This window comes from Oscillospiraceae bacterium (genome assembly GCA_015068525.1).
Taxonomy (GTDB): Bacteria; Bacillota; Clostridia; order UMGS1840; family HGM11507; genus SIG450.
This window is the reverse complement of record SVKJ01000007.1, coordinates 15,295-29,044: the sequence shown is the minus strand read 5'-3', so window position 1 is coordinate 29,044 and position 13,750 is coordinate 15,295. Positions and strand designations below refer to the sequence as shown.

General features: G+C 34.7%; 14 protein-coding genes, 1 tRNA gene and 1 riboswitch. Of the genes, 13 read left to right on the top strand and 2 right to left on the bottom strand.

The window, feature by feature from the left end; genetic code table 11:
- Window positions 1-71 precede the first annotated feature (71 nt).
- The 12 genes from rpsM to E7419_03505 all read left to right on the top strand — a co-directional run bounded on the left by rpsM (window position 72) and on the right by E7419_03505 (window position 8,346).
- A complete protein-coding gene (rpsM, locus tag E7419_03560) occupies window positions 72-437 on the top strand; it encodes a 30S ribosomal protein S13 (GenBank protein ID MBE7014269.1) in 366 nt (121 codons plus the stop codon).
- A gap of 13 nt (window positions 438-450) precedes the next feature.
- Complete coding sequence (gene rpsK, locus E7419_03555) at window positions 451-849, top strand: 30S ribosomal protein S11 (protein ID MBE7014268.1); 399 nt, start codon at window positions 451-453, stop codon at window positions 847-849.
- 17 nt (window positions 850-866) lie between these two features.
- The gene (gene rpsD, locus E7419_03550; GenBank protein MBE7014267.1) at window positions 867-1,496 is read left to right on the top strand and encodes a 30S ribosomal protein S4; all 630 of its coding nucleotides are present in this window, start codon (window positions 867-869) and stop codon (window positions 1,494-1,496) included.
- Between the two features lie 83 nt (window positions 1,497-1,579).
- A complete protein-coding gene (locus E7419_03545; GenBank protein MBE7014266.1) occupies window positions 1,580-2,527 on the top strand; it encodes a DNA-directed RNA polymerase subunit alpha in 948 nt (315 codons plus the stop codon).
- 19 nt (window positions 2,528-2,546) lie between these two features.
- The gene (locus E7419_03540) at window positions 2,547-2,891 is read left to right on the top strand and encodes a 50S ribosomal protein L17 (protein MBE7014265.1); all 345 of its coding nucleotides are present in this window, start codon (window positions 2,547-2,549) and stop codon (window positions 2,889-2,891) included.
- 59 nt (window positions 2,892-2,950) lie between these two features.
- Window positions 2,951-3,157 (top strand): 50S ribosomal protein L31, encoded by a 207-nt coding sequence (rpmE, locus tag E7419_03535; GenBank protein MBE7014264.1) that lies wholly within the window; start codon window positions 2,951-2,953, stop codon window positions 3,155-3,157.
- A 248-nt stretch (window positions 3,158-3,405) separates the two neighbouring features.
- Window positions 3,406-3,496: transfer RNA gene (locus E7419_03530), tRNA-Ser, on the top strand.
- 585 nt (window positions 3,497-4,081) lie between these two features.
- A complete protein-coding gene (locus E7419_03525) occupies window positions 4,082-4,345 on the top strand; it encodes a winged helix-turn-helix transcriptional regulator (GenBank protein ID MBE7014263.1) in 264 nt (87 codons plus the stop codon).
- Entirely contained in the window at window positions 4,342-4,953 is a 612-nt protein-coding gene (locus tag E7419_03520) for a DUF1648 domain-containing protein (protein MBE7014262.1), read from the top strand. The genes E7419_03525 and E7419_03520 overlap by 4 nt, the downstream gene beginning before the upstream one ends.
- Before the next feature lie 230 nt (window positions 4,954-5,183).
- On the top strand, window positions 5,184-6,113 hold the full coding sequence (cysK, locus tag E7419_03515) for a cysteine synthase A (GenBank protein MBE7014261.1): 930 nt from the start codon (window positions 5,184-5,186) through the stop codon (window positions 6,111-6,113).
- Window positions 6,114-6,283: 170 nt separating this feature from the next.
- Complete coding sequence (locus E7419_03510) at window positions 6,284-7,300, top strand: Gfo/Idh/MocA family oxidoreductase (protein ID MBE7014260.1); 1,017 nt, start codon at window positions 6,284-6,286, stop codon at window positions 7,298-7,300.
- A 17-nt stretch (window positions 7,301-7,317) separates the two neighbouring features.
- On the top strand, window positions 7,318-8,346 hold the full coding sequence (locus E7419_03505; GenBank protein MBE7014259.1) for a GNAT family N-acetyltransferase: 1,029 nt from the start codon (window positions 7,318-7,320) through the stop codon (window positions 8,344-8,346).
- Window positions 8,347-8,794: 448 nt separating this feature from the next.
- Here the strand turns inward: E7419_03505 and E7419_03500 are convergent, their stop codons facing one another.
- Together E7419_03500 and E7419_03495 are read right to left on the bottom strand one after the other, a co-directional pair.
- Window positions 8,795-9,226 (bottom strand): ACT domain-containing protein, encoded by a 432-nt coding sequence (locus E7419_03500; protein MBE7014258.1) that lies wholly within the window; start codon window positions 9,224-9,226, stop codon window positions 8,795-8,797.
- A 34-nt stretch (window positions 9,227-9,260) separates the two neighbouring features.
- Window positions 9,261-10,568 carry a phenylacetate--CoA ligase gene (locus E7419_03495; GenBank protein MBE7014257.1) on the bottom strand — a complete coding sequence of 436 codons (1,308 nt, stop codon included), beginning with the start codon at window positions 10,566-10,568 and terminating at the stop codon, window positions 9,261-9,263.
- Between the two features lie 719 nt (window positions 10,569-11,287).
- Here E7419_03495 and E7419_03490 point away from each other — a divergent pair.
- Window positions 11,288-13,588, top strand: coding sequence for a GGDEF domain-containing protein (locus tag E7419_03490; GenBank protein ID MBE7014256.1), 2,301 nt, complete (start codon window positions 11,288-11,290; stop codon window positions 13,586-13,588).
- 13 nt (window positions 13,589-13,601) lie between these two features.
- Window positions 13,602-13,684, top strand: a riboswitch (cyclic di-GMP riboswitch).
- Window positions 13,685-13,750 lie beyond the last annotated feature (66 nt).

The window sequence follows — 13,750 nt, the reverse complement described above, 5'->3', positions numbered from 1 at the left end:
TGTAAACTTGTTTAAAATCTTAATTTATAAAAAACATTATTGATACACATTACAGGAGGTGTAATATCAGTATGGCAAGAATAGCCGGCGTTGACTTACCAAGAGAAAAACGTGTTGAAATTGGTTTAACATATATTTTCGGTATTGGTAGAACAACTTCAAACAAAATCTTAAAAGATACAGGTATCAACCCTGACACAAGAGTTAAAGATTTAACTGACGAAGACGTTTCTAAATTAAGAACTGCTTTGGAAGGATATACCGTTGAAGGTGATTTAAGAAGAGATATAGCGCTTGACATCAAACGTTTGATGGAAATCGGATGTTACAGAGGTTCAAGACATAAGAAAGGACTTCCTTGCAGAGGTCAGAATTCTAAAAACAATGCAAGAACAAGAAAAGGTCCTAAGAGAACAATCGCTAACAAGAAGAAATAAGAGGGAGGGATAGATCTTGGCTAAAACAGCAAGAAAAACTACTCGAAGAAGAAAAGAGCGTAAGAATATAGAACGCGGTGCTGCTCATATCAGTTCTTCGTTTAACAATACAATTGTTACAATTACTGATGTTGCCGGAAACGCTTTGTCATGGGCAAGTGCCGGTGGACTTGGTTTCAGAGGTTCAAGAAAAAATACTCCATTTGCAGCGCAGATGGCAGCAGAAACTGCAGCTAAAGCAGCAATGGAACACGGTTTGAAAACTGTTGAAGTATTCGTTAAAGGTCCTGGTTCAGGAAGAGAAGCTGCTATCAGAGCGCTTCAGACTGCAGGTTTAGAGGTTACTCTAATTAAAGACGTAAGCCCTATTCCTCACAACGGTTGCAGACCACCTAAGAGAAGAAGAGTATAACAGGAGGTGTAGAAGATATGGCAAGATATACTGGCGCAGTATGTAGAATATGCAGAAGAGAAGGTCAGAAACTTTTCTTAAAAGGTACAAAATGTTATTCTGAAAAATGTGCATTCAATAAGCGTTCTTATGCACCTGGTCAGCACGGTCAGAGCAGAAAGAAAATGTCTGAATACGGAATGCAGTTAAGAGAAAAACAAAAAGTTAGAAAAACATACGGTATTTTAGAAGGTCAGTTCGAAAAATACTTCGAAATGGCTGTTGCTAAAAAAGACGGTATCACCGGTGAAAATTTCCTACAGATTTTGGAAAGCCGTTTTGACTCTGTTGTTTACAGAGCAGGTTTTGCTACATCAAGAGCAGAAGCTCGTCAACTTGCAAGACACGGTCACTTCACAATTAACGGTAAAAAGGTTAACATTCCTTCATACCTTGTTAAACCAGGTGATGTAATTGCTATTACAGATAAATCTAAAGACAGTGCTAAAATGAAAGCAGTTTTGGAAACAACAGACGGAAAATTAGTTCCTCAGTGGTTAGATGTTAACAGAGATGCTTTAACTGCAACTGTTACAAGACTTTCTGAAAGAAGCGAAATTGATTTAGATATTAAAGAACACTTAATCGTTGAGTTCTATTCTAAATAATAATTAACCCTCGGGGTATATATAGTTAGAGACTTTATATTATTAGAAAAGACCGAAAGGTCAAAAAGAGGAGGGTAACAAGCATGATAGAAATGGAAAGACCAAAAGTTGAGATTGCTGAAATAAGCGAAGATAAAAGATATGCAAGATTTATCATTTCGCCTTTAGAAAGAGGCTATGGTACAACCTTAGGTAACTCTTTAAGAAGAATTCTTCTTTCTTCACTTCCCGGTGCGGCTGCTACAAGCGTTAAAATTGACGGTGTAAGCCACGAATTTTCAACAATTCCGGGTGTTACTGAAGATGTTACTGAAATTATCTTAAATATCAAAAGCATTGCGGCAAAACTACATTCGGAAACTCCAAAAGTATGTTTTGTTGATGTTGCAGGTCCTTGTGAAATCACTGCAGGGGACTTAAAACATGATGCAGATGTTGAGATTTTAAATCCTGATTTGCACATTGCAACATTAAATGAAGATGCTAAATTATACATGGAAATCAATTTTAATAGAGGAAGAGGTTATGTTACTGCTGAAAAGAACAAAGTAGCAAATATGCCAATTGGTATTATTCCTGTTGACTCTATTTACACACCTGTCAGAAAGGTTAATTGCACAATTGAAAATACTCGTGTTGGTAATGAAACAGACCACGATAAACTTATTATCGAAGTTTGGACCAACGGTGTTATTATGCCTGATGAAGCAATCAGCTGGTCAGCAAAAATAATGAAAGAGCATTTAGATTTATTTGTTGATCTTTCTGAAGAAGCGAAGAACGCTGATATTATGGTGGAAACAAAAGAAAATAAGAAAGAAAAAGTTTTAGAAATGACTATCGAAGAACTTGATTTTTCTGTTCGTTCTTACAACTGCTTAAAAAGAGCAGGCATCAATACTGTTGATGATCTTATTAAAAAGACTATTGATGATATGATGAAAGTAAGAAATCTTGGAAGAAAATCTTTAGAAGAAGTTATCCATAAACTTGAAGCGTTAGGTCTTCACTTAGCAAGCGAAGAAGAGTAAAAAAAGGAGGTATGTTAAAATGCCGGGCACAAGAAAATTAGGTCGTACAACTGACCACAGAATGGCAATGCTTAGAAATCTTGTAACTTGTTTACTTGAAAACGGTAAAATTTCTACTACTGTAACAAGAGCAAAAGAAGTTAGATGCTTAGCTGAAAAAATGATTACATTAGGTAAGAAAAACACATTACACACAAGAAGACAAGCACTTTCATTCATAACAAAAGAAGATGTTGTTACTAAGTTGTTTAATGAAATAGCACCAAAATATGCAGAAAGAAATGGTGGATACACCAGAATTCTTAAAACCGCTCCAAGAAAAGGTGACGGTGCAGAAATGGCTATTTTAGCACTTGTTGACTAATTTTTAAAAGTAAGTTAACATTGAATAATAGAAAGACTTTGTAAAATGAGGTGAATTAAATGAAACAAGGAATTCATCCTGAATATAAGGATACAAAAATCATCTGTGCATGCGGAGCAGTTTATGAAACTGGCTCTACAAAAGAAGATGTTCACGTAGAAATATGTGCAAAATGTCATCCATTCTTCACCGGTAAACAAAAATTAGTTGATACAGGCGGAAGAGTTGACAAATTCAGAAAGAAATTTAACCTTCAGGGTAAATAATTTCTTAAAAGAAAAAATCTTAAAGAAAAATGATATCATTTTTTTACCGGATAAAAGAGAGGTAATCTCTTTTATCCGGATAAAAAGATTGATTTTAACTTTTATAAAAAAGTTTATCTTGATTTTGAAGATAAATTGTGATAATATATTATGGTGTGGATTGTCCATATCGGGAAGTAATATCGATGTGAATTCTTATGAATTCCCGATATGTTGACTTACGGCAACAAGATTTAAAAAAAGAATATGGAGAGATGGCTGAGTTGGTCTAAGGCGCACGCCTGGAAAGTGTGTGAACTGGAAACAGTTCCGAGGGTTCGAATCCCTCTCTCTCCGCCAACAAAAAAGGCACTTGTAAAAGTGTCTTTTTTGTTGTCTATAGAAATGGGATTCGAACCCGAGGACGAGGGAACCGAGCAGCGACCGCGTCCTTAATGGACGATGAAGGGAGCGCGCAAGGGTTGTGCTGTAACACAATGAAAACGAGGGTGGCTTGTCCGCGTGAAGTTTGAATTGATGTTACGAACGGCTGCGAAGCAGGAATCCCTCTTTTTCAGCTAAATTCGCTGACGCGAGCTAAATGTTCTAAAGTACGCTAAATTACTTCGTAGCTAAATTGACCTACGGTCAGCTAAAAGCAAATTTAATTTAGTTACTCCAAAGGAGTTATTTAGCTAATGCAAAGCAATAATTTAGTTTTGCAACTTGTTGCGAAATTTAGCTAAAATATACTTGACAGTAAAATTATATCGTTCTTCCAACAAGAAAGACACTTTTACAAGTGTCTTTTTTTAAGCCAATACTTTATATTAAAATGCAATTTAGAAAAAATTCTAAATAGATATTGACATTAAATATGTTTTATGGTATAGTCTATTTAGAAATATTTCTAAATACTTTTTTGGGGGTGTGATGATAATGGGGATGAACGAAACATTAAAAGCTATATCTGATCCAGTCCGACGCGATATATTGTCCATGCTTAAGGAAGGGAAAAAATCAGCAGGGGAAATCGGGGGGCATTTTAATTTGACGGGTGCAACTGTTTCCTATCACTTAACAAAATTAAAAAAAGCAGATCTGATTTCTGAGCAAAAACACAAAAATTTTATATACTATGAACTGAACACATCTGTTTTTGAAGATGTAATACGTTGGATTTACATGTTAGGAGGTAATATGAAATGAAAATCTTTAAATGGAAAACATTTATAATTACAAGTATTGTTTGTCTGTTACCGATACTGCTTGGAGTTTCGCTATGGGCCAAATTGCCGGATACAATGGCAATTCACTTTAATATTTACGGAACCCCGGATAATTTTGCATCAAAGGGATTTGTTGTTTTTGGACTTCCTATACTGATGGTAGTATTGCAAGCGTTTTGTTGTTTGATAAATGACATAAATTCGCATAAATATGGAGACAGAAAAAAGTTTGTAACAGTAACCAAATGGATTGTGCCTGCTTTGACCGTTGTATTGCAGATTATAACCTTAGGATACGGACTTGGTTGGAATTTGGATATACGAAAAGTGGTTTCATTTATTGTCGGAGTTCTTTTTCTTGTAATGGGCAACTATATGCCAAAGTTTGATTACATTAAAAATTATGATATCAATACTGAAAAGGCAAGAAAAATAAACCGATTTATAGGTTATGAAACAGTTGTTATGGGGTTGTTGTTTTTTGTAAGTATTTTTCTTCCGCCGATTAGTTCAATTGTATGTCTGCTTTTACTGATACCATATGCAATTATGGGTGTAGTATATGGAATAATCACAGGACGAAAGTAAGAAAAAATTGCTTTCATACAGGCATCTAAACCATTCGTTTCTTTCAAAACAAAAATCCTGTCGAAAGATAGGATTTTTGTTTTGAATTATTCATTATTCATTAAGTTCGACAGGATTTTTAAATGAATAGTGAAAGATGAAGTACTTACTTCCAAAAATCAGAACAGTACATCTTTTTATTGTATTATTGTATTTAAAAGTGTATAATAAGTATAAAAGGAAGTGTTAAAATGAACATATATAAATCAATAGATTTACTAATCGGTAAAACACCGATTGTAAATTTAGGAAAAATAGAAAAGGAAGAGAACCTTAAAGCAAATCTTTATGCCAAAGTTGAGTTTTTTAATCCGGGAGGCTCAGTTAAAGACAGGGTTGCAAAAGCAATGATTGTTGATGCCGAAGAAAAGGGACTTATAAAAGAAGGCTCGGTTATAATTGAGCCTACAAGCGGAAACACTGGGATTGGACTTTCCTTGGTTGCTTCTCAAAGAGGGTATAAAACTATAATTGTTATGCCTGAAACAATGTCAGAAGAAAGGCGTAAAATTTTAAAGGCATTTGGTGCCGAACTCGTTTTAACTGATGGGAAAGAAGGTATGGCAGGCGCTATAAAAAAAGCAGAGGAACTTAAAAAAACTATTCCTTTAAGTTTTATTCCCGACCAGTTCAATAATAAAGTAAATGCTAAGGCGCATTTTGAAACCACAGGTCCTGAAATATATGAAGATATGGACGGTAAGGTTGATATATTTGTTGCGGGAGTTGGCACAGGCGGTACTATAACAGGTGTAGGCGAGTATTTAAAATCTAAAAACAGTAATATAAAAATAGTTGCAGTTGAGCCATATAATTCTCCCGTTTTATCAAAAGGGGTATCAGGTGCTCACGGTATTCAGGGAATTGGTGCAGGATTTGTGCCTGAAGTTTTAAACACTGAAATCTATGACGAAATAATAACAGTAACGGAAGACCAAGCGTATATGGCAGGAAGAATGTCAGGGGAAAAAGAAGGCATTTTAGTTGGAATTTCGTCAGGAGCAGCACTTTATGCAGGGATTACACTTGCAAAAAGAGAAGAAAACAAGGGTAAAAATATAGTTGTTCTTCTTCCCGATACAGGCGACAGGTATCTTTCTACCGAAATGTATAGAATTTAATTGTGTTACGATTAAATTCAGCGAGATAAATTCCCGATGGAATTTATATCATATCGCAGTCGAACAAGGTGAGAGTATATAGCAAAAAAATCACAAAAGATATTGAAAAGATAAATATAAATATGTATAATATATTTAAATGAGTAAATCTATTTTAAAGGAGAAAAACAATGAATTTGGTATTTGTGGGTTACAAACACAGACACACAGGGGAAATATATCATGAGGCAATGGCAAATCCTGACATAAACGTTCTTGGAGCATGGGAAGATACAGAGGAAGGGAAAGCACTTGCAGACGGGTTAGGGCTTTCTTTTAATTACGAAACATTTGAAGACGTTTTAAACGATAAAAATGTTGATGCAATCTGCCTTGGTGGATCTTACGGAGAACGTGGACAAGAGGCAATTGAGGCTCTTAAGGCAGGAAAGCACGTATATGGTGATAAGCCTATTTGCACAAGCCTTACAGAACTTGCAGAAATTGAAAGTTTAGCATCAAAAAACAACCTGAAAGTAGGTTGCTACTTTACAATGCGTTTTCAAAAAGGTATGAAAACAATCCGTGAACTTATATTAAACGGAGATTTAGGGGAAATCGGTGCTGTTAATATGACTGCACAGCATCCGCTTCAGTATGGTGTAAGACCTATGTGGTATTTTGAAGAAGGTAAGCATGGCGGAACTATAAACGATATTGCAATTCATGGAATTGACCTTATCCGTTTTGTTACCGGACTTGGACTTAAAAAAGTTACTTGTGCGCGTACCTGGAATCATTTTGCAAAAGAGGTTAAATCTTTTAAAGATTGTGGACAGTTTATGATAGAACTTGATAACGGTGCAGGATTTATAGGCGATGTTTCCTATGCTGCTCCTGCAAGTTGTGGTTTTAATTTGGAAACTTACTGGAGAATTACAATCTGGGGCACAAAAGGTGTAATTGAATATAAATTAAAAGGCGGCTCAAAAGATGTTGGAATAGACAGTTCTGACGGTGCTTTGTTACAGGTTGCCTTGGAGGGTACAAACGGTTTTGTTCCTTATGAAAAAGAAGGATATGAAACTACAGGGTTAGAAGAATTTTTAAAGGATATTAAAGGAGAAGAAAGTATCAACTCTACAAAAGAAGTACTAAAAACCTGTAAAGATATTCTTACTATTCAGGCGTACGCCGACAAAAATTAGGAATAGTGTTTATTAAGATGAATAAGAATTATTATAAACTATACAAAGAAGAAATAGAAAAGATAAGGGGAAGCAAAGAGAAACCGTCTTTGCTTCTTCATGTTTGCTGTGCTCCTTGTTCGAGTGCGGTTTTAGAAAAATTAAAGGATATATTTAATATAACATTATTTTTCTATAATCCCAACATCAGTCCTGAGAGGGAATATAATTTCAGGCTGGAAGAATTAAAAAAACTTCTTGAACTTATGAATTTAAAAAATATAAAAATAATTGCTCCAAAGTATGACAACAACGAATTTTTCGATATTGCAAGGGGTAAAGAACTGTACCCTGAGGGTGCAGGGCGATGTAAAGATTGTTTTTATCTTCGCCTTGATAAGACTTTCTCTTACGCAAAAGAAAATAATTTTGATTATGTTACAACAACTCTTTCGATAAGTCCTCACAAAAATTCAAATACTTTAAATGAAATAGGCTTATTACTTGAAGAAAAGTACAATATAAAATATCTTGTGTCAGATTTTAAAAAGGAAAACGGATATAAACGCTCCTGTGAATTATCCGAGCAGTATGATTTATACAGGCAAAATTTTTGCGGATGCGTTTTTTCGCAAAGAATGAGTGATTGTAAAATAAAAGTATATAAAGTTATTCCTGACGAGGCAAGAAACATAAGGGAAGAAGTATTTATAAAAGAGCAGGGATTTTTAGAAGAATATGATGAGATTGATAATAGTGCAACACACTTTGTGTATTTCTATAAAGGCGTTCCTGTCGGTACTTTGAGATTATTTACCTTAGATAATCCCAAAGATTATATTTTAGGAAGACTGGCAGTTTTAAAAAATTATCGTAATTTTAAAATAGGAACAATTTTAGTTGAGAGTGCTATAGATTATGCTAAAGAAAAAAACGGAGAAAAGATTATTTTACATTCTCAACTTCACGCAAAAGATTTTTATAAAAAACTTGGTTTTTCAGAGTACGGAGAAATTGAGTACGAAGAAGACTGCCCGCATATATGGATGGAAAAAATTTTAAACTGAGAACTTTGCTTTGCTATTATATAATAATAAGAACCTCACGAAAATCTAAAAGCCAAAGGCTTAAGATTTTCGGAGAACCTTGTTGTGTTAATTCACAATAAACGGGGATGACTCTTTACACTTTCAAAGTGTAAAGAGTCATCCCCGTTTTCTTGATTGGGGGGAATACGGAAAAAACTTCAGAATGGACGAATTTAGCAAAAAGTATAAATTCCAAAGATTTTTCAAAAAATCTTTACCTTCATTTTGCACTTTGCCTTTTGCATTTTGCATTTACTGGAGGGCACGTAAGTCCGTTCGTAACATCAATTCAAACTTCACGCGAATAAATCACCCTCGTTTTCATTGTGTTACAGCACAGCCCTGCACCCTTCCTTCATCACCCACAGGGTGCGGTCGGGTTCGGTTCCCTCCCCTACAATCAGTTCTGAGTTTTTTAACATTCCTCCTACAGTTTGTTTATATCTGCTTCTGTAATAAGTTTAAATCCTGCACTTGACAGTGCTTCTTCGGCTGTTTTATTGTTTTCAACTCTTAAAACAACATAAGCATGCTTTTCGGTACGAGCCATAAATGCATAAAGATATTCAACGTTAATATCATTTTTATCAAGAACATCAAGTGCTGCTGTAAGTTTACCGGGTGCATCACCGATTTTAACACCTACAACATCAACTACTTTAATAAGATACCCCTGTTCTCCAAGCACTTTTTCTGCTTTGTTTTCATCATTTACAATAAGACGAAGAATACCAAAATCCTCTGTTTCTGCAATAGAGAGTGCTCTTAAATTAATATCGTTTTTAGCAAGTATATCTGTTACTGCAACAATTGTACCTTTTCTGTTAGGAACAAATACTGTTAATTGTTTAATAGCCATTTTAAAATTCTCCTTTCCTGAATTTATAAGACAATTAAATTAACTTACGTTTATCAATTACACGAACTGCTTTTCCTTCGCTTCTCGCAATTGTTTTAGGTGCTACAAGATGAACGGAAGGATTTATGCCAAGCATTGTTTTCATAGCGTTTGCAAGAGATTTTTCCATTGCAAGTACTTCGCTTACTTTGTCGGTGAATTGTTCAGGTGACAATTCTACATTAACTTCAAATGTATCTGTATTATTCTTTCTGTCAACAACAATCTGGTAGTTAGGCTGATAGCCTTCGTTTAAAAGAACAGTTTCAATCTGGCTTGGGAATACATTAACACCCCTTATTATAAGCATATCGTCGGTTCTTCCCATTGGTTTTGCCATTTTAACAAGTGTTCTTCCGCAAGAGCATTTTTTTCTTGAAAGAACGCAAATATCTCTTGTTCTGTATCTAAGAAGCGGAAACGCTTCTTTATCAAGTGAAGTGAATACTAATTCACCTTTTTCACCTTCAGGAAGCACTTCGCCTGTATCAGGGTCAATGATTTCTGCAATAAAATGGTCTTCGTTTATATGCATACCGGTTTGTTCCGAACATTCAAATGCAACTCCCGGTCCTGTTGATTCAGTAAGACCATATATATCATAAGCCTTAATACCAAGTGTTCCTTCAATGCTTTTTCTCATTTCTTCGGTCCATGGTTCTGCACCAAAAATTCCGGCTCTTAGGGGAATATCTTCAGGTTTATATCCCTGTTCTTTCAAAGTTTCGCCAATATATGCCGCATAAGAAGGTGTACAGCAAAGAATTGTTGCACTAAGGTCTGTCATAAACTGAATCTGACGTTCGGTATTTCCTGATGACATAGGAAGTGTAAGACATCCAACTTTGGAAGCACCTCCGTGAAGTCCGAAACCGCCTGTAAATAATCCATAACCATAGGCTACCTGACAAACGTCTTTTTTACTGCCTCCTGTTGCAACAATAGCACGGGCACAGCAATCTTCCCACAAATCAACATCGTTTTGTGTGTAGAAAGCAACAACACGCCTTCCCGTTGTTCCTGATGTCGAATGGATACGTACACAATCTTCTAAAGGCTTTGCCAAAAGTCCGTAAGGGTAAGCATCTCTTAAATCTGCTTTTGTAAGAAACGGCAGTTTGTGTAAATCTTCAATACCGTTTATATCTTCGGGTTTGACGCCTTTTTCGTCCATAAGATTACGGTAGTATTCCACATTCTCATAAACGTGTTTAACTTGTTTTTTCAGTTTTTCCGACTGAAGTTTCTTCATTTCTTCATAAGGCATGGTTTCGATTTCTTTCTGATAGTAGTTGTTGCTCATTTTTACTCATCCTTTCCTGATAATATAACTTTTTAACAGGTCTTACAGGAATAAAAAAATCCTCTGCAATCCTGTTTAAGGATACAGAGGACGAAAATATCATTTCCGTGGTACCACCTCAGTTTATCGCTATCTCACGGTAGCGACCTTGTCAGGTACTTAAAATACCTTAGTTCTGTAACGGGAACACCCGTTGCCTCCTACTTAAGATTAATCTTGTTCAGTGCACTGCTAACAGAAGGAATTCGGGAAGGACGCCCCGTTTGCCTCGCACCATCCGGCAACTCTCTCCATGTTCTTTCCAACCTACTATTTTCTGGTCATCGCATTTAATTTAAGGATATTGTATCACACTAAAGTGATAAAGTCAATGATTTTTTTAAAAATCAAGATATTGATTTTATATAAAGGATATGGTAGAATAGATTTAACAAAGTTAAATCTATTCAGCTAAATTCGCTTGGCAGCGAGCTGAATGTGCTGACGCACGCTAAATTACTTCGTAGCTAAATTGACCTGCGGTCAGCTATTAAGCGAATTTAATTTAGCTACTCCGAAGGAGTTATTTAGCTATGGAGCAAAGTGGAATAATTTAGCTTTGAACTTTAGTTCAAAATTTAGCTAAAATGACTGGCATCTAAAATGTACACTCATTTTAAAATAAAATTATCAATCATTAATTATTAATTATTCATTTATTTTAACGGGAGAGAGTTTATATGACAATTAAAGAATTTGTAAAGAAAAGTTATAATAATATTTTTTACACATTCGTTTCAATAATACTGCTTTGTGCTGTCTTTTTATCTATGGTAGCCCTTGTTTATCATAAGGAGGAAGAGGAATGTTATGACGACCTTCATGTTCAGACAAAGCAGATTAAAGATGATATAAAAAGGCGAATAGATTCGGACAGGGAAACTTTATTTCTTTTAGCAAATCATGCATCTAAACTCTATAGTGAAAATCGTAATTTCGGACTGATTTTTGACTCTTATACGCCGACAGGTTTAGTAAAAAATGTAGGCATTTTAAAACCTGATAATTCTTTTACAACCAAAAAAGGTATTCTTAATTTTAACGGGCAGTTGTCTTTTTTTGACGAAGCAAAAAAAGGCAGATACATAACAGGCAGAGTTTCCGATGTTACAAATTCAAGTATAGATATTATAAGAATTGCAGAACCTATTGTGGTGAATGGGGAAACTGTCGGTATATTATACGGCTCTATAGATCTTTCAGATTTATCCTTAAAATACGTGCAGACAGTTAATGAACTTGATGCTCAGCTTTATGTATATGAAAGTGAAAAAGGGCATTTAATTATTGATACTTTCAATGATAAACTGGGGAATATTTCTTCCTTAAGTGACAGGAAGTATAAAAAAGGATATTCTTATAAGCAACTTATTGAGGAAGAAAAAGGATATTCTGTTTTCGAGTCTAAAGTATTAAACGAAGATATGTATATTCATTTTTCTCCGCTTGGAATAAACGACTGGAAAATAATGCTTGTAAGAAGCGAAAGTCAGGTTTTTAAACAGTCAAACGAAATAGCAGGTGTATTAATTATATCATTTGCTTTAATTTCCGCTATACTTATTGCATACTTTGTATTTCTTATGAGAAATGAAAGAAGAAAGAAAAATGCAATAACAGAAGCATCTCAGATAAGAAAACTTCTTCTTGAAGTTAATCAGCAGGATAATAATATAAGAGAAGCACTTGAAAGAATTACTGATTATTCGAAATCACGTTCTACTGCTTTTTTTGATACAGATGAAGAGGATTATAATTATGTTTCTCCTTTGTACACAGAAAACCGTTTAACAGGAGAGGACAGAAAGTATTTCATATCTGAAATTTTAGGGTACGCGGCATCTCTTAGAGCAGCAAGCGGAAAATCGGTTAATATTGTTACAATAAATGCAGGCAGTACGCTTGAAAAGAATAATCCGAAATTTAATTCGTTCTTAAAAGAACGTATGATAGATAATGTTGTTTTTGTTGCGGTTGCTGATAAAAATAACAGAATAAGTGTGCTTTCATCTATTAATCCTGTAAAAGTTGAGGAAGCAAAAACCATACTTGTTGAAATAGCAGTTTGTTTTTCTATTGCTGTTTTTAATAAGAAACATCTTCACAAAACAGAAAAAGCGGCAACAACTGATTCTTTAACAGGTCTTTTAAATCGTGTTACATATAAAAAGGATATTAAGATATTTGATGAGGAAAAACCAGAGAATTTTTCATGTGTTTATATTGATGTCAATGAACTACATTTGTGTAACAACAGATACGGTCATGCTGCCGGCGATGAAATGCTAATTTATATAGCAAATACTCTAAAAGAAGTATTTTATGGTAATTATATATATAGAATGGGCGGAGACGAATTCCTTGTTTTTATGAAGGATACTGATCAGGAAACCGTCAAAGAAATGATAGATATCATGGCAAAAAGGCTTCAGCCTATGGGATACCATGTTGCTATGGGAATGTCATACAGAACTCAGAATTTCAATACCGAAGAAGTAGTAAATGATGCTGAAATAAGAATGTATGAGGCAAAGGCACGTTATTACCAGAGTAAAGAAAATAAGAGTGTTGCCACGGTAAAAGAAACTGAATATAAGATAATTAAAACAGGAATAGGCGAAATAGATACTCTGCTTAATGTTATGAAGCAAAGATATAACGGAATTTATAAAGTTTCTTTAAATACTGATAAGGCACAAAGAATTCTTATGCCGGCGTATCTTGGATATAATGAAACGGAAGATTCATTTAAAAAGTTGTTTGTAAAATATGTTGAGGATATTGTCAATCCGGATTTTGCAAGGGCAATGTTCAGTTTCTTAAATTATGATGCCATAAAACGCGAACTTATCGATGGAAATATTCCGAGAATAACATATAAGAAGAATAACAGCGAAACAGTTACGCTTAGTGTATATGGTTTCCCCAGAAAAAATGACACAGACCCTGACGATACACTTTGGGTTTTTGAAAAAATATAAAGATAAGTACAACTAAATAATTAGGCAAAACCGCCGAAAGACGGTGACGCAAAGCAAAGAGACTAAGGCTTAGGCTATGTTCGTCCTGCTGCACTTTAAATATGTTAGTGTAGTAATACTCGAACCCAATATGGTTTAAGGCATATTGTGTTCAAGTCTTAC